The organism is Stenotrophomonas lactitubi (assembly GCF_002803515.1).
GTDB lineage: Bacteria > Pseudomonadota > Gammaproteobacteria > Xanthomonadales > Xanthomonadaceae > Stenotrophomonas > Stenotrophomonas lactitubi.
In genome coordinates this window covers 3,301,841-3,318,191 of sequence record NZ_PHQX01000001.1, presented here as the reverse complement: position 1 = coordinate 3,318,191, position 16,351 = coordinate 3,301,841, and the positions used below count along the sequence as shown (strand labels likewise).

Here is a 16,351-nt window from a genome sequence, read left to right as displayed (position 1 = left end):
TCTTGGGGATCGCACGCCGCCACGCGTCTCATCCACGAACGTACCCGCCGCCGCCACGTACGTCGTTGGGTCCGCGCATGCGCGGATGATGCCGCGCCCGCGGCCACGCTCCTCTGACAGGTTCCCCCATGTACGAATTCCGCCGCCCGGGCCGCTCACCGCGCCCGTCCCGTCTGTGCATCGCGCTGCTGGCCGCCGGCCTGGCAACCGCCACCCCCACCGTGATGGCGCAGTCCAGCACCGCTGGCCCGGCTGCGGTACAGCACTTCGATATTCCCGACCAACCGCTGGACGATGCACTGCGCGCCTACATGCGCCAGTCCGGTGTGCAGGTGGTCTATCCGAGCACGCTGGCCAAGGGCGTGATCTCGCAACCGGTCAGCGGCACGCTGTCAGCCGACGAGGCCCTAGCACGTCTGCTGCGCGGCAGTGGCCTGAGCGTGCGCCGGGTAAGCGCCGATGCGGTGACGCTGGAGGTCGCTGCGGCGGGCCAGATTGGCGGTGTGATCGTCACCGATACCCTCAGCGTGGCCGGAGACCGCGTGCAGGGCGGCGCGGCCAGCGATGAAGCACGCCTGCTCGACAGCTACCGCAGCGTGGGTTCGACCACCAGCATCGGCCGCGTCGCACTGGAGCGGTTCCGCGGCACCTCCAACGGCGACATCGTCAAGGGCGTGGCCGGTGTTACTGCGGGCGATCCCCGTGTGGGCAACGGCTTCGACGTGAACATCCGCGGGATCCAGGGCCAGAGCCGGGTGCCGGTCATCATCGACGGTGGCCAGTCCAGCATGGACACCTACCGTGGCTATGCCGGCCAGTCGCAGCGCACCTACCTCGACCCCGACCTGATCTCGCGGCTGACCATCACCAAGGGCCCGAGCCTGCAGGCCAATGCCTCCGGCGGTATCGGTGGCGTGGTCGAAATGGAAACCCTGAATGTCGATGACGTGCTGCGCGAGGGGCGCGATGTCGGCGTACGCTTGCGCGGGGGACTGGCCAACGGCAGCGCCAACAACCTGCCCGGCTACGAGGCCGTGCCGCGCAGCGATCGCAGCGCCACCGGCAGCCAGTTCTTCAACGTGGCCGCCGCCGGGCACTGGGATCGCTTCGACCTGGTGGCCGCCTATGCGTACCGAGACAACGGCAATTACTTCTCCGGCAGCAAGGGCTACGACGATTTCCCGCAGACCCGTCGCACCCTGGCCCCGCTGAATCCGCCGCGCACCGAAGTGTTCAACACGTCCTCGCGTTCGAAATCGACCCTGCTCAAGGGCACCTGGCGCATCGACGACGCGCAGACACTGGAAGCGGGCTATCGGCGCTATGAAGGCACCGCTGGCGAGATCATGGCCTCGCAGATCATCCGCGTCGACCGCGACCGCGTGCCGCAGTGGGACCCGGGCCATGTCGACATGGACAGCTACAGCCTGCGCTACCGGTTCAACCCGGACAGCGAGCTGATCGACCTGCGCGTCAACGCGTGGTACACCGACGCCGACAGCGTGATGTACAACAGCCTGACCGGCATTACCCCGTGGTACTTCGACCGCCGTACCGAGTGGTACGACGCGCCCAGCTTCAGCGGCAATCCCGGCTACAAGGATGCCTACCGCAACCCGTTGCGGCAGAAACGCTTCGGTCTGGACGCCAGCAATACGTCGGTGTTCGACAGCAGTGCCGGCCGCTTCACCCTCGACTACGGCCTGTCCTACAGCGATGAAGACATCGCCCCGGGCAGCTCCGGCCCGATCATGCACGACGACCTGGTCAACAACCGCTTCCTGCGCAATGCCGAGCGCAAGGAATACAGCGCGGTGGCGTCGCTGAAGTGGGCGCCGGACGAACACTGGGAGATGCTGCTGGGCGGGCGCTGGAACCGCGTGGACGTGCATGACCGCAATCGCCTGGCCACGCCGGACGGATACGAAGTCCAGGGCCAGTACCGCTACACCGAGCTGCTCAACGGCAATCCCAAGCTGCCGTCGTGGCGGGCCAAGCGCATCGCGCTGCTGAACTGGTATCCCGACGCGAACGGCAACTTCACCCAGGCGTCGCTGCTGGCCTCGCCGTACAAGAAGGGCACCGTCGGCGACATCGGTGGCTGGAACTTCTATGACGCCGATGCTGCAGAGGATCTGAAAGTGCCGGTGAGCTGGACCTGGTCGCAGCCGATCCGCCGCCGTGACAGCGCATTCTCGCCGACCGCCAGCGTGGCCTTCCGTTTCAGCGAAGACAGCATGGTCTACCTGAAGTACGCCGAAGGCACCAAGCTGCCGAGCCTGTTCGAGACCACGCTCGGCCTGTTCACTGCGGCCAAGCCGGTGGACGAACTCAAGCCCGAGCGCGCGCACAGCTGGGAACTGGGCGCCAGTACGATCCAGCACGACCTGTTCACTGCCGGTGACCGCCTGGCGCTGAAGCTGGCGTACTTCGATACCCGCATCGATGACCTGATCACCCGCGACTACCGCACGTTGTCGGCCGGCCTGATCCGCAACGTCGACCGCTTCAAGGTGTCGGGCATGGAGTTCCAGTCCAGCTATGACAGCGGCAAGGTGTTTGCCGATCTGTCGGCGCACTACTACTTCAAGGCCAAGACCTGCGCGCCGGACATCGCTGCCGAACGCCGCGCGTACGGCGTCCAGCGCAGGATCGAGGAACTGATCGGCACGCCGGACTGCGTGGATGGTGGCTTCGAAGGTTCCTACAGCAACACCCAGAACCCGCCGCGCTACATGGTCAACCTGACCCTGGGTTCGCGACTGTTCGACGAGCGCCTGACCTTCGGCACCCGCGTGGTCCACAACGCTGGCCCGATCAGCAAGCTGGACAAGGAATGGAACGTCGGGTTGTCGGCGATCCAGCAGCTGTACCGGCCGACCACGCTGGTGGATCTGTTCGCGAGCTGGAGTTTCAACGACCAGCTGTCGGTGGAAGCGAACGTGGACAACGTGACCGACCGCTACTACCTGGACCCGCTGGCCCTGGGCGTGATGCCGGCTCCGGGCCGGACCGCGCGATTGGCCTTTACCTGGCGGTATTGATCAACCATCCACGCATGGCGTGGATCTACTGGTAGCGCCGGGCCATGCCCGGCGGATCACCCGCAACACAACGGTAGCGCCGGTTCATGCCGGCGCTACCACCCGGCGATTACAGCCCGGTCGCCGCCTTCACCGCCGCTTCGTGCAGTGCTTCGTTCAGTTCGTCGACCACGGTGGTCCAGGCTGCATCAGCCTGCAGCGATTCGGCCAGGAACTGGCGCTGGGCTTCGTTCCAGTACGGGGCATCGGCCACTTCCACACCGGCGGCCAGCTGGTGGTCGGCGATGAACCGGGCAATGCCCTCGGCACTGGCATCCAGACCCAGCTGCAGGAACAGGTTGGTCATGCGCGGTTCGGTGGTGATCATCGGTGGGGTCCTGGCAATGGAAAGGAACCTGCATTATCGACGCAAGCAGGGTTGGGGGAACCCTCGCCGGGATCGTCTACAGGGGGACGCTTTCCCTGGCACTCCCGATGACCGTTCAGACATCCCTCGAAGACAGCCGCAGCGTGCGGCTGAAGGCCGCCACCCGCGACAGCCATGGCGCTCTCGACAAGCGCATCATGGCCGGCGACATCTTTGCCGACCGCAGCAATTTCGCTCGCTTCCTGCGCGTGCAGTACCGCTTCCACCGCAGCATCGATGCGTTGTACGCCAGCCCTGCGCTGGACGCGTTGCTGCCGGACCTGGCTGAACGTCGCCGCCTGCAGCAGGTACGCAGCGACCTGCAGGACCTGGAGCAGGCGCTGCCGGGCGAGGACATCATCGCGCTCGGGAATGACCTGCCGCTGCCGACTGCGTTGGGCTGGTTGTATGTTGCTGAAGGCTCCAACCTGGGTGGCACCGTGCTCTACAAGATGGCGGCTGCGCTTGGCCTGGATCGTGATTTCGGTGCGCGCCACCTGGCGGCACATCCTGATGGGGCCGCGCGGCACTGGCGCGAGTTCACTGCTGCACTGGATGCAGTGGTGCTGTCGCCGGCGCAGGAGCAGGAAGTGATCGATGCCGCCGATGCCGCGTTCCGCAGCGTACACGGCCATGTCGAAGTGGAGTTTTCCTGATGTCCCTGCACTGCGCGCTGGCGCGCGATTGATGCGCTGGCTCTGGTTCGCGCTCGGCTGGCTGATGGTCGCGCTGGGGGTGATCGGCGCGCTGCTGCCAGTCATGCCGACCACCATCTTCCTGATCCTGGCGGTGGGCTGCTTCGCGCGCAGTTCACCCAGGTTCGAGCAGCGGCTGCTTTCCCATCCGCGCTACGGCCCGTCGCTGCGCCTGTGGCGTGAGCAGGGCGCGGTATCGCGCAAGGGCAAGGCGTTTGCCAGCGCGGGCATGGCGGTGGGATTTGCGATGTTCTGCTGGGGCGCACACCCGTCCTGGCGCCTGCTGCTGGGCGTTGGCCTGTTCTTTGCGGTCAGTGCCGGCTATGTCCTGAGTCGACCGGCGCCACGTTTCGATCTTTCGCCGCTGGTGGGCGTGGACGATGCCGCCGATCCGCGCGCTGCCCGCCGTCGCGCCTCCTCTTCCGATTCCAATGGAACCTCTGACGATGCTGCCTGCTGATCTGGCGCCCATGGCCGCCCCCGCACTGACCCCCTGGGGCATGTACCTGGCTGCCGATGTGGTGGTGAAGGGCGTGATGATTGCCCTGGCTGTAGCCTCGCTGGCCACCTGGACCGTGCTGCTGGCCAAGGGCTGGGAACTGGCCCGGCAGGCGCGCGCCTTGCGCCTCGCGCGAAGCCTGCTGCTGTCGGCACCCAGCCTGCCGGTCGCAGGCGGCGAGCCCGCACTGCAACAGAGCATCGCCGTCGCCATGCTGGATGCTGCGCGCACCGAGCTGCATCTGTCGCAGGAACTTGATCATCGTGAGGGGATCAAGGAGCGGGTGGCGTCACGACTGGAGCGTCTGGAACTGGAGTCCGCACGCAACCAGCGTCGTGGCATCGGCGTGCTTGCCAGCATTGGCGCAGTGGCGCCCTTCGTGGGCCTGTTCGGCACCGTGTGGGGCATCATGAACAGCTTCATCGGCATCGCCCACAGCAACACCACCAATCTGGCCGTGGTTGCGCCAGGCATTGCCGAGGCGCTGCTGGCTACCGCGCTCGGTCTGGTCGCAGCGATCCCGGCGGTACTGGTCTACAACCACTTCACCCGGGTGCTGGCGGGCCTGCGTGGCCTGCTGGGCGATCTGTCCGCAGCTGTGCAGCAGCTGGTGTCGCGTGATCTGGATCGGGCTGCACGCCGTGCACCGGCAGGCACGCTGCGTGCAGTGAACTGAGGCACGCCATGGCGATCAGGACCGCATCCGGACGCGATGACACCCCGGAAGAAGCCCATGAGATCAATGTCACGCCCTTCATCGACGTGATGCTGGTGCTGTTGATCATCTTCATGGTGGCCGCGCCGTTGGCTACGGTGTCGGTGCCCGTGCAGCTCCCCGCCAGCAGCGCACAGGCGACGCCGACAGAAAATGCGCCGGTGTATGTGACCGTGCAGGCCGACCTGTCGCTGCGGGTGGGCGAGGCGCCGGTGGTGCGCGATGGCCTCGCCACTGCGCTGCGCTCGGCAACGCATGGCGATACGTCGCAGCGTCTCTATCTGCGTGCCGATCAGCGCGTCTCCTATGGAGACCTGATGGCGACGCTGGATGCGCTGCGCAGTGCCGGTTACCTGAAGGTCGCCCTGGTCGGGTTGGAGCAGGGCGCTCGATGAGCGGGCTGCAGCGCTGGGCAGCCAGCCTGGCGATCGTGCTGATGGCACATGCGGTGCTGATCGTTACGCTGTGGTGGTGGGCGTCGCGCACGCCGCCGGTCGTAGCAGTGGCACCTCCTGCCGCCTTGATGCTGGAATTGGCTCCCGCCGCCCAGGCGCCGCCGGTACCGCCGCGCGCGCTGCCCGCCGGACCGTTGCAGCAGGAGCAGCAGCGGCGCGTGACCGTGCCGAAGCAACACGAACAGATCAAAGCGCCGGCGCTGCCACAAGGGGAATTTGCGGCCCCGCTCGAGCCAGCTGCGAAGCCGACAGAGGACGCTGCGGACGCCAATGTCGATCGCACGCTGGCGCCGCCGGACGTTCCTGCACAGACAGCAGCACGTTACGCTGCACCGCGCACCACCGCTGGCGAACGCAGCAGTGCCAACGCCACCTGGCAGGGGTTGCTGCTGGGACACCTGCAACAGCATCGGCGCTATCCACGCCAGTCCGAACGGTTGCGCCAGCAGGGCGTGGCCTATGTGCGCTTTGCGGTTGCCCGCGACGGCCGCGTGTCGGCGCCGCGCATCGAGCGCAGCAGCGGCTTCGCCCTGCTCGATCAGGAGACACTGGACACCGTGCAGCGCGCCAGCCCGGTGCCGGTGCCGCCGGCCGATGTGGCCGGCGACCCGGTAGAAGTGATGGTGCCAGTGGCGTTCTATCTGCGCGGACGGTGATCGGCGGCGGGGGCCGCCATCCACGCATGACGTGGATCTACAGCAATGGCACCAGCAACAGCGCCACGATGTTGATGATCTTGATCAGCGGGTTGATCGCCGGGCCGGCAGTATCCTTGTACGGATCACCCACGGTGTCGCCGGTCACTGCCGCCTTGTGCGCCTCGCTGCCCTTGCCGCCGAAGTGGCCATCCTCGATGTACTTCTTGGCGTTGTCCCAGGCACCGCCGCCGGTGGTCATCGATATGGCCACGAAGAGCCCGGTGACGATCGTGCCGATCAGCAGGCCGCCCAGCGCGCGTGGCCCCAGCAGCAGGCCGACCACCACCGGCACGGCGACCGGCAGCAGCGACGGCACGATCATTTCGCGGATCGCCGAGCGGGTCAGCATGTCCACCGCCTTGTCGTACTGCGGCTTGGCGGTGCCCTGCATGATGCCGGGGATCTCGCGGAACTGCCGCCGCACTTCCTCCACCACCGCGCCGGCCGCGCGACCGACCGCTTCCATCGCCATCGCGCCGAACAGGTAGGGAATCAGGCCGCCGATCAGCAGGCCGATGATCACCGTGTGGTCGCTGAGGTCGAAGCGGAACTCCTGGCCGGGATTGGCCGCCTGCAGGTTGTGCGTGTAGTCGGCGAACAACACCAGCGCGGCCAGTGCTGCCGAACCGATGGCATAGCCCTTGGTGACTGCCTTGGTGGTGTTGCCCACCGCATCGAGCGGATCGGTGATGTCGCGGATCTCCGAGGGCAGTTCGGCCATCTCGGCGATGCCACCGGCGTTGTCGGTGATCGGCCCGTAGGCATCGAGTGCGACGATCATGCCCGCCATCGACAGCATCGCGGTGGCGGCGATGGCGATGCCGTACAACCCGGCCAGCGCGTGCGCGCCCCAGATCGCCACACAGACGGCGATAACCGGCAGCGCCGTGGACTTCATCGAGATGCCGAGGCCGGCGATGATGTTGGTGCCGTGGCCGGTGGTCGAGGCCTGCGCCACGTGCTGCACCGGCTTGTACTGGGTGCCGGTGTAGTACTCGGTGATCCATACGATCAGGCCGGTCAACACCAGGCCGATCAACGCACAGCCGTAGAGTGCGACAGGGCCATGCACGTTGTCTGCCATGAGTCCTGTGGTGATCGGATAGAACGCGATCGCTGCCAGCACACCGGAGACGATCACGCCCTTGTACAGCGCGCCCATGATCGAGCCACCGGGCTTCACCTTCACAAACAGCGCGCCGATGATCGAAGCGATGATCGAAACACCGCCCAGCACCAGCGGATACAGCACCGCATTGGCACCGGCCTCGGCCAGCATCAGGCTGCCCAGCAGCATGGTGGCGATCACGGTGACCGCATAGGTTTCAAACAGGTCGGCGGCCATGCCGGCGCAGTCGCCGACGTTGTCGCCGACGTTGTCGGCGATCACCGCCGGGTTGCGCGGGTCGTCCTCGGGAATGCCCGCTTCGACCTTGCCGACCAGATCGGCGCCGACATCGGCCCCCTTGGTGAAGATGCCGCCGCCCAGGCGCGCGAAGATCGAGATCAGCGATGAGCCGAAGGCCAGGCCGACCAGTGCATGCAGTGCCTGTTCCATCGGCAGGCCCAGCCGCAGCAGCAGTGCGTAGTAGCCGGCCACGCCGAGCAGGCCCAGGCCGACCACCAGCATGCCGGTGATCGCACCGCCGCGGAACGCAACATCCATCGCCGCACTGATGCCATGGCGCGCTGCCTCGGCGGTGCGTACGTTGGCGCGCACCGACACGTTCATGCCGATGTAGCCCGCTGCGCCGGACAGCACCGCACCGACCGCGAAGCCGATCGCGGTGTACCAGCTCAGGAAGATGCCGACCAGCACGAACAGCACCACGCCGGCGATGCCGATGGTCAGGTACTGGCGGTTGAGGTAGGCGCGCGCGCCTTCCTGGATGGCCGTGGCGATGGCGACCATGCGTTCATTGCCGGTGGGTTGGCGCAGGATCCAGCGCGCCGAGACGATTCCGTACAGGATCGCGAGAATGGCGCAGCCCAGCGCCAATGACAGCCCGTGACGTTCCAGCATTAGACCCCTCCGCAAAATGGATGGACAAGCATCCAGTGGCGATGAACTGCACCACGAGGGGGACGACGGGCTGCAGCCTGGAACCAACCCGTACCGACCTTGGTGGTCGTCCGACGTATGGCGGTGTTCAGCATTCCCTGGTGTCCGCAGTATGCGTGCACCCGCGCCCGGATGGTAGCGCCGGGCCGCGCCCGGCGAGCGCAGCGGCTGCTCGATGGATGCGCCTTTGCACCCCGTTAAGCCAACCTCTGCAAGCCTGCGCGCAGTCCTGTCGGAGAATCCCCATGCGCCTGTCCCTGTTGATGCTTGCCGTTCTGGCCCCGGCCCTGCCTGCCTTCGCGGCGGAAGCACCCGAACTGCAGCGCGCGATCGGTGCACCGCAGGCGGTCGGCGCGGTGCATACGCTGCGGCAGATTCCCGAGGCCTGTGCCCGCCTGGAAGGCGCGTTCACCGGCCAGGCCGCGGAGCCCTATCGTTTCTCGGCGGTGCGCACCAGCGAGCAGTGCCAGCCGCGCGCCCGCTTTGTCGACTACGCCAAGGCACAACCGAGCGCCGACAAGGGCTGGAAGCTCAATGACGTGATCCGTGTGCCCAATGCGGCCTGCCCGGCGCAGCAGGCGGTGGTGCGCGTGTGGCGTCTGCCGGTGAACAACGCGCAGGCGCTGGATGGGCAGGGCCAGTCGCGCATCTACCTGGAAGAAGCCAAGAAGCAGGCCGCCGCCGGCAAGATCCCGCAGGTGACGATGTTCGCCGCGCAGCTGCAGATGGAAGGCAAGGCCTGCAATTGAGGCCAAGCATCCACGCATGGCGTGGATCTACTGCAAGGGAGACCTAGGTAGTGCCGGCCGCTGGCCGGCAACCCATTGATCAATCCGCAAGCCTCGCTCCACGCGCCACCAGCAGTTCGCGCAGTGCCGATCGGTGGCAGTGCGCTGCATCCTCGCAATAGCAGCCCACCGCGATATCGCTGTGCTGCGACAGCGCCGCCAGAAGGTCCAGCGCGTGCGCCGCATCGGGTGCCTTCATTTCGACTTTGTAGTGACGGAAGAACGCCGTCCAGTCGACGGCGGTCTTCGCCTCGTGCGCCTGTTTCACCAGCTCCGCGCTGGGAGACAGCGTAGGAAACCAGACGTCGTACCAGTCCTGCTTCGCGAACTCGCTGCGCGGCACACCGCGCGGTGGGCGCCGCACCGTGCCGATGCGCAGGCCTTCACCGGGCGCACGCGGTGAGCCAAGTCGAACAACACGCAACGCCATGGCATTCCTCCTGAAAAGGGGACGGAGGGGATTAAGTCGTATCCGACCCACGCTGACGCTGGTGGAAGTGACGGAGGGGCGTATACGACTTAATCCCCTCCGTCCCCTTGGGGGTCAGCCTTCGAACGCTGGCAGTTTCTGCTTCACCGCGACGTTCTTCAGCGTCACGTACTTCGGCAGGCCATCACTACCGTAGGGCAACGGTGCTTCACCCTTGATCAACGGCTGCAGGTAGGCCCGCGCCTTGGCAGTGATGCCGAAGCCATCGCGGCGGATGAAGCTGGCCGGCATCTTCTTTTCATGGTTGGCGATCTTCGACAGCGGCGCTGCCTCGATCTTCCAACGATAGGGCGCATCGCTGCTGCGCACGATCACCGGCATCACCCCGTTCTGTCCCTTCAGCGCCAGCTGCACTGCCGCCTTGCCCACCGCCTGGGCCTGTTCCCAGTCGGTTTTGCTGGCCAGGTGGCGGGCCGATCGCTGCAGATAGTCGGGCAGGGCCCAGTGCACCTTCAGCCCCAGCTGGTCCTTGACCCGCCCGGCCAGATGCGCGGCCACGCCGCCCAGCTGCGAATGGCCGAAGGAGTCCTTGCCGCCGCCGGCGTCGGCGACGAAGCGGCCATCGGCGGTGGCGATGCCTTCCGACGCCACCACCACGCAGTAGCCCACGCGTGCCACCACGGCCTTGACCTTGGCCAGGAACGCGGCCTCGTCATAGGCGCGCTCGGGCAGCAGGATGATGTGCGGGGCGTCGTCCTCGCCGGTACCGGCCAGGCCGGCGGCTGCAGCCAGCCAGCCGGCGTGGCGGCCCATCGCCTCGTAGATGAAGACGCGGGTGGAGGTCTCGGCCATGGCCGCCACGTCCAACGCCGCTTCGCGCACGGACACGGCCGTGTATTTGGCCGCCGAACCGAAGCCGGGGCAGGTGTCGGTCACCGCCAGGTCGTTGTCGATGGTCTTGGGCACGCCGATGCAGGTCAGGTCGTAGCCGGAGCTTTTTGCCAGCTGCGATACCTTCAGGGCGGTGTCTGCCGAGTCGTTGCCGCCGTTGTAGAGGAACCAGCGCACGTCGTGGGCGCGCAGGACCTCCAGCAGGCGGTCGTAACGGGCACGGTCGGCCTCCAGCGATTTCAGCTTGACCCGGCACGAGCCGAACGCACCGCCGGGGGTGTGGGCAAGGGCGCGGATGGCCGCAGCACTCTCCTTGCTGGTGTCGATCAGCTCCTCGCGCAGGGCGCCAAGGATGCCGTTGCGCGCGGCCAGGACCTTGATTCCCTTGGCGCGGGCCTGTTCGATCACCGCTGCGGCCGTGGCGTTGATGACGGCGGTGACGCCGCCTGACTGGGCGTAAAGGAGGGTGCCATTGCGCATGCTTCTACCTGCTCGGGGGAGGGGACATTGCAGGGACATTACCCGGATGCGCTAAAGTGGCGCTATTGCGGTGCAGCGATACCGGACCGTCCGGGACGCGAACCTTCTTTATTTTCAACACGTTGGAGTCAGGTCAATGCGATTGGTTCTGTTGGGACCGCCCGGTTCGGGCAAGGGGACACAGGCGACGCGCCTGAAGGAAAAGCTCGAGATCGCCCACATTTCCACCGGCGACATGCTGCGCGCGGAAATCGCCGCCGGCTCCGAGCTGGGCAAGCAGGCCAAGTCGGTGATGGATGCCGGCAACCTGGTGTCCGATGAGATCCTGCTGGGCATGCTGAAGTCGCGCCTGGCCCAGGCCGATGTCGCCAAGGGCTTCATCCTTGACGGCTATCCGCGCAATGTGGCCCAGGCCAACGCGCTGGACGGCATGCTGGCCGAGATCGGCCAGCCGTTGGATGCCGTGGTGCAGCTGGACGTGGCCACCGAGCTGCTGGTCGAGCGTATCGCCGGCCGTGCGCAGGAACAGGGTCGCGCCGACGACAATCCGGAATCGGTGCGCAAGCGCCTGCAGGTCTACACCGAGCAGACCGCTCCGGTGGTCGACTTCTACGCTGGCCGTGGCACCCTGGCCCGCGTCGATGGCGTCGGCGAGCTCGACGAGATCGAAGCCCGCATCCTGGCGGCGATCAAGCGCTGACCCGGCTGGCCGGTCGATGCCGGCCGCCGCAGGCGCAAAAAAACAGGCCTGATCCGCGAGGATCAGGCCTGTTTCGTTTCATAGGTGCCAGCAAAGGGCTTGCTCAGGGCCCCCACAGCATGAGCTCCCTTGGGGATGGCCTCTTGGGGAGTAGGACCGGTTCGGGTACTGCGGCTGGCATCCTGAATTGTGTCCGGGTTCACAGAACATCGCTATCGGGAATTCCCTGACATGCGATTGGAGTTTTCTCACAGTGACTGTAGGGGTTCTCTTACCCTGTTGCCGACAATGGCCCTATACAGCCGTGATCGGTCACAATCCCCGGTCATGAGCAGCGTACATATCCTTGCAATCGCCGGCACCTTCATGGGTGGCGTGGCCGCCCTGGCGCGGGAACTGGGCCATACGGTCAGTGGCAGCGACCAGGCCATCTATCCGCCGATGTCGACCCAGCTCGAGCAGCTGGGCATCACCCTGGATCAGGGCTACCGCGCCGACAGCGTGCCGCAGGGCACCGGGCAGGTGGTGATCGGCAACGCGCTGTCGCGCGGCAATCCGGCCGTGGAAGCCGTGCTGGATGCCGGCCAGCGCTACATTTCCGGCGCCCAGTGGCTGTCCGAGCAGGTCCTGCCGGGACGCGACACCCTGGCCGTGGCCGGCACCCATGGCAAGACCACCACCACCACCATCCTGACCTGGCTGCTGGAGAATGCCGGTCGCTCCCCCGGCTTCCTGATCGGCGGCGTGGCCGAGGACTTCGGCGTGTCTGCCCGGTTGGGCCAGGGCCGCGAGTTCGTCGTCGAAGCCGACGAGTACGACACCGCGTTCTTCGACAAGCGCAGCAAGTTCGTGCACTACCGGCCGCTGGTGGCGATCCTCAACAACCTCGAATACGACCACGCCGACATCTTCCCCGACGTGGCGGCGATCCAGCGCCAGTTCCACCACCTGGTGCGTACCGTGCCGGCGCGCGGCCGCCTGATCGTCAACGGCGAAGACACGCACCTGGCTGAAGTGCTGGCGATGGGCTGCTGGACCCCGGTCGAACGCTTCGGCTTCGATCCGTCGCTGGAATGGCACGCCGAGCTGCTGGCCGCCGATGGCAGCGCGTTCCGCGTCCATCATCGCGGGCAGGCACTGGGCGATGTGCACTGGTCGCTGCTGGGCCGGCACAACGTGCTCAATGGCCTGGCCGCACTGGCCGCTGCACATGCAGTGGGTGTCGCGCCGGCCGAGGTGATCCCGGCGCTGGCGCGCTTCCGCAGCGTCAAGCGGCGCATGGAAGTGATCGGCAACCACGATGGCATCACCGTCTACGACGACTTCGCCCATCACCCGACCGCGATTGCGACCACCCTCGAAGGCCTGCGTGCCAGGGTCGGTGATGCGCGCATCGTGGTGGCGATGGAGCCGCGCAGCAATTCGATGCGGCTCGGGGCCCACGCACAAGCGCTGGCACCGTCGTTGGCACTCGCCGATGAGGTGGTGTTCCTGCACCGCCCGGAGCTGGCCTGGGATGCGGCCGCAGTGATCGCCGCGGTGCGCGGTGAGGCGCACGCGGTGGCCGATACCGACGCGCTGTTGGCGCAGCTGCAGACCGATGTGCGCAGCGGCGACCATGTGGTGTTCATGTCCAACGGCGGCTTCGACGGCGCACCGCGCCGCTTCCTGGCAGGACTGCAGGCACGATGAGCGGTGAGGGTTCGCTGCCGCTGTTCCCGCTGCATACGACGCTGCTTCCGGGAGCGGCCATCGGGCTGCGCGTGTTCGAGCCACGCTACCTGGATCTGGTCCGCGAAACTGGGCGCAGCGGCGAAGGTTTCGGTGTCTGCCTGATCCTGGAAGGGCACGAAGTGGGAGCGCCGGCAACGCCGGCCGCCTTCGGCGTGCAGGTGAAGATCGAGGATTTCGACGTCGGCGCCGATGGCGTGCTGCAGCTGCGATTGCGCGGCACCCGCCGTTTCCATGTCGAGCGCACGCGCGTGCGCGACAACGGGTTGGTGGTGGCCGATGTGCGCTGGTGCGATGAGGATCCCGATGACGAACTGCGTCCGCAGCATGCGCTGCTGGCGACGGTACTGGACCACATCATCGAGCAGGCGGGCACGGCATTCGCACCGGCCACGCCGGCCTTGATGGATCAGGCCAGCTGGGTCAGCTGGCGGCTGGGCGAACTGCTGCCGCTGAGCGAACAGCAGCGCCTGCAGCTGCTGCAGCTGGACGACCCGCATCAGCGCCTGCAGCAGCTGCTGGGCTGGATGCCGTAACGACGGAACGCCGAGACCGGCAGCCGCCAACCAAAGCGGAACCGGTAGATGCCAACCAACCCAGAACCGGTAGATGCCAACCTTGGTTGGCAGCCTTTGCCGAAGCGCCAACCGAGGTTGGCGACTACCAGAGCGGAGGCGGTAGCGCCGGGCCATGCCCGGCGGATCCATCAGGGCGCGGTGGTCTTCAACCGCAGCACCGGCAGCCCGGTCTCCGGGTGCACGGCTTCCTGCTGAGGCAGCGCCTGCACCGCTTCCTTCACCGCGTTCAACGCCGGATCGATCCCGCGCACCGGGTGCCACATGCCGATCCACTGGAAGTGACGCTCGTAGCGCAGGGTCTGTGCGCTGCCCAGCCACAACGGGGTGTCGCCCGGCTGCAGCTGTGCCGGTGCCTGCCACAGGCGCAGCACGTAGCGCTCATCAGCCTGTGCGCCCTGGCGCACCATCAGCAGCGCTTCGACGCGCGTATCCAAGGTCGCCGGCAGCACCGGCAGTTCATCGGCGCCGGTGTTCTTGTCCAGCATCAGCAGCGCTTCCTGCCAGCCGGCCTGCGCCTGCACCTGCCAGCCGCGCGCTTCCAGCTGCGCCTGCAGCTGCGCCAACGGACCGGCCACCTGCACATCCAGCGGCCAGCGCTGGTCATCGTCGAACTCGTTGCGACGCGCCGGCAGCTTCGCCCAGTCGTGCTGCCACCAGGCCTGCGCGTCCATCGCCAGCGGTGCCGGCAAGGTCGGCTCGAAGCGTTCCAGCTTGATGGCGATGTTGCGCGGTGCGTACCACATCGCCGCCACCGCGAAGACGCCGTAGAACAGCCATGCCACCGGCTTGACCCAGAACGAGCGGTTGAAGCGGCGGCGATAGGCGATGCCCAGCACCAGCAGCCAGAAGGTGCCGAACAACATGCCGCCGATGACGTCGCTCAGCCAGTGCGCGCCCAGGTACAGGCGCGAGAAGCCGATCAAGCTGACCACGATGCCTGACACCAGGTAGGGCCAGACGCGGGTGCGGCCGGGCATTTCTCGGGCGATCAACACTGCGAAGAAGCCGAAGGTGATGGTGGCCATGGTCACTGACACCGACGGGAAGCCGAAGCCGCTGCTGGCATCGATCGGGCGCACCACATCAACGGTGGCGCCGAGCAGTTTGGTCAGGGCCAGGCCGAAGGCCAATGCGGCCAGCCAATGGGCGGCCGCCATCCAGCGCCGGCGCCAGACCAGGTAGCCCATTGCCGCAGCGGTTGCCGGCAGCAGCACCTGCCATGCGCCCAACGACGCCAAAGCGGCCATCGGGTAATCGGCCAGCGGATTGCGCAGGGCCAGCATTGCCTGGTGCACCAGAAGATCCACCGCCAGGGGCTCGCCATGGGCGACCACCACGGTCAACAGGGCGAACCAGCCCCAGCCCAACAGCAGCAGCATCAGCGCCAGCATCGCCAGCGGTACCGACTCGCGGCGCTTCGGGTCGAGCACGCCGACGGTGTAGCGACCGAGTGTCGGGTGCCGGTTGGACCAGTCGAGCAGGCGGGCCAGCCAGTTGTCCATGCGTGCGGCCGACCAGCGATAGCCGTACAGCACGATGGCCCAGACCAGGCTGAGGATCACCGCCAGCAGGCCCGCCACCACGACCAGCCGGCCGGCAACTGCAGCGACGGTGTCGTAGGCCTCGCCGAGGATCCAGCCCGGGGCCAGGAACAGCACAGCCCAGGAAATACTGGCGATGCCACTGGCCTGCACATAACGGCTGGCAGGCATCTTCATCATGCCGGCAATGGCGGGCACGAATGGCCGGATCGCGCCGACATAGCGGGCGATCAGGATGCTCTTGAATGCATTGCGGCGGAACAGGTTCTCGCCCCGGTCGAGCAGCTGCGGGTAACGGCTGAACGGCCAGACGCCACGCAGGCGGTCGCCCCAGCGCCGGCCTATCCAGTAGCTGATGCCATCACCGGCGAATGCACCCAGCGCTGCGGCTGCAACCGCATACGGCCCGGAGATCTGGCCCAGGCCGATGAACACGCCGACGGCAAACAGCAACGGCAGCGCCGGCACGATGGCGCCAAGAATGATGACCGCATCGCAGAAGGCGATCAGAAAGATGACCGCACCCGCCAACACGGGATGAGCGGCAATCCACGCGAGGGTGGCGTCGATCCATGAAGAGTCCATTTCCCGATTATAGAGGCGTGAAGGTGACTGGTTCCCAGCCGCTTGGTGACCGT

At 66.8% G+C, this 16,351-nt stretch carries 15 protein-coding genes; 10 read left to right on the top strand and 5 right to left on the bottom strand.

All coding sequences use genetic code 11. From position 1 onward, the window contains the following. Positions 1 to 128: 128 nt before the first annotated feature. Positions 129 to 3,044: a TonB-dependent receptor gene (locus CR156_RS15560; protein ID WP_100553479.1), complete on the top strand. Its 2,916-nt coding sequence runs from the start codon at positions 129 to 131 to the stop codon at positions 3,042 to 3,044. A gap of 109 nt (positions 3,045 to 3,153) precedes the next feature. On the opposite strand, the gene CR156_RS15555 is transcribed toward CR156_RS15560, so the two are convergent. Next, entirely contained in the window at positions 3,154 to 3,411 is a 258-nt protein-coding gene (locus tag CR156_RS15555; RefSeq protein WP_032976752.1) for a DUF2789 domain-containing protein, read from the bottom strand. Positions 3,412 to 3,518: 107 nt separating this feature from the next. On the opposite strand from CR156_RS15555, the gene CR156_RS15550 reads away from it, so the two are divergent. From CR156_RS15550 to CR156_RS15530, 5 genes are read left to right on the top strand one after another with little or no spacing between them, the layout of a single operon-like run. Next, complete coding sequence (locus CR156_RS15550) at positions 3,519 to 4,106, top strand: biliverdin-producing heme oxygenase (protein WP_100553478.1); 588 nt, start codon at positions 3,519 to 3,521, stop codon at positions 4,104 to 4,106. 31 nt (positions 4,107 to 4,137) lie between these two features. Further along, complete coding sequence (locus CR156_RS15545; protein WP_100553477.1) at positions 4,138 to 4,605, top strand: YbaN family protein; 468 nt, start codon at positions 4,138 to 4,140, stop codon at positions 4,603 to 4,605. Next, the gene (exbB, locus tag CR156_RS15540; RefSeq protein WP_100553476.1) at positions 4,592 to 5,320 is read left to right on the top strand and encodes a tonB-system energizer ExbB; all 729 of its coding nucleotides are present in this window, start codon (positions 4,592 to 4,594) and stop codon (positions 5,318 to 5,320) included. The genes CR156_RS15545 and exbB overlap by 14 nt, the downstream gene beginning before the upstream one ends. A gap of 8 nt (positions 5,321 to 5,328) precedes the next feature. Continuing rightward, positions 5,329 to 5,754, top strand: a complete 426-nt coding sequence (exbD, locus tag CR156_RS15535) for a TonB system transport protein ExbD (protein WP_100553475.1) — start codon at positions 5,329 to 5,331, stop codon at positions 5,752 to 5,754. Further along, positions 5,751 to 6,470: an energy transducer TonB gene (locus tag CR156_RS15530; RefSeq protein ID WP_100553474.1), complete on the top strand. Its 720-nt coding sequence runs from the start codon at positions 5,751 to 5,753 to the stop codon at positions 6,468 to 6,470. The genes exbD and CR156_RS15530 overlap by 4 nt, the downstream gene beginning before the upstream one ends. Before the next feature lie 37 nt (positions 6,471 to 6,507). On the opposite strand, the gene CR156_RS15525 is transcribed toward CR156_RS15530, so the two are convergent. Beyond that, positions 6,508 to 8,535 carry a sodium-translocating pyrophosphatase gene (locus CR156_RS15525; protein WP_100460264.1) on the bottom strand — a complete coding sequence of 676 codons (2,028 nt, stop codon included), beginning with the start codon at positions 8,533 to 8,535 and terminating at the stop codon, positions 6,508 to 6,510. A 284-nt stretch (positions 8,536 to 8,819) separates the two neighbouring features. Here CR156_RS15525 and CR156_RS15520 point away from each other — a divergent pair, with 284 nt between their 5' ends. Beyond that, complete coding sequence (locus CR156_RS15520) at positions 8,820 to 9,323, top strand: hypothetical protein (protein WP_100553473.1); 504 nt, start codon at positions 8,820 to 8,822, stop codon at positions 9,321 to 9,323. A 79-nt stretch (positions 9,324 to 9,402) separates the two neighbouring features. Here CR156_RS15520 and CR156_RS15515 read toward each other — a convergent pair whose 3' ends face one another. Both CR156_RS15515 and CR156_RS15510 read right to left on the bottom strand, forming a co-directional pair. Continuing rightward, the gene (locus tag CR156_RS15515) at positions 9,403 to 9,792 is read right to left on the bottom strand and encodes a DUF488 domain-containing protein (protein ID WP_100553472.1); all 390 of its coding nucleotides are present in this window, start codon (positions 9,790 to 9,792) and stop codon (positions 9,403 to 9,405) included. A 114-nt stretch (positions 9,793 to 9,906) separates the two neighbouring features. After that, positions 9,907 to 11,163 (bottom strand): 6-phosphofructokinase, encoded by a 1,257-nt coding sequence (locus CR156_RS15510; RefSeq protein WP_025874176.1) that lies wholly within the window; start codon positions 11,161 to 11,163, stop codon positions 9,907 to 9,909. Between the two features lie 136 nt (positions 11,164 to 11,299). On the opposite strand from CR156_RS15510, the gene CR156_RS15505 reads away from it, so the two are divergent. The 3 genes from CR156_RS15505 to CR156_RS15495 all read left to right on the top strand — a co-directional run bounded on the left by CR156_RS15505 (position 11,300) and on the right by CR156_RS15495 (position 14,130). After that, positions 11,300 to 11,863 (top strand): adenylate kinase, encoded by a 564-nt coding sequence (locus CR156_RS15505; protein ID WP_025874177.1) that lies wholly within the window; start codon positions 11,300 to 11,302, stop codon positions 11,861 to 11,863. 327 nt (positions 11,864 to 12,190) lie between these two features. After that, entirely contained in the window at positions 12,191 to 13,555 is a 1,365-nt protein-coding gene (gene mpl / locus CR156_RS15500) for a UDP-N-acetylmuramate:L-alanyl-gamma-D-glutamyl-meso-diaminopimelate ligase (protein WP_100553471.1), read from the top strand. Beyond that, entirely contained in the window at positions 13,552 to 14,130 is a 579-nt protein-coding gene (locus CR156_RS15495) for an LON peptidase substrate-binding domain-containing protein (RefSeq protein WP_089236694.1), read from the top strand. The genes mpl and CR156_RS15495 overlap by 4 nt, the downstream gene beginning before the upstream one ends. 170 nt (positions 14,131 to 14,300) lie before the next feature. Here CR156_RS15495 and CR156_RS15490 read toward each other — a convergent pair whose 3' ends face one another. After that, positions 14,301 to 16,298 (bottom strand): bifunctional DedA family/phosphatase PAP2 family protein, encoded by a 1,998-nt coding sequence (locus CR156_RS15490; RefSeq protein ID WP_100553470.1) that lies wholly within the window; start codon positions 16,296 to 16,298, stop codon positions 14,301 to 14,303. Between the last annotated feature and the right edge of the window lie 53 nt (positions 16,299 to 16,351).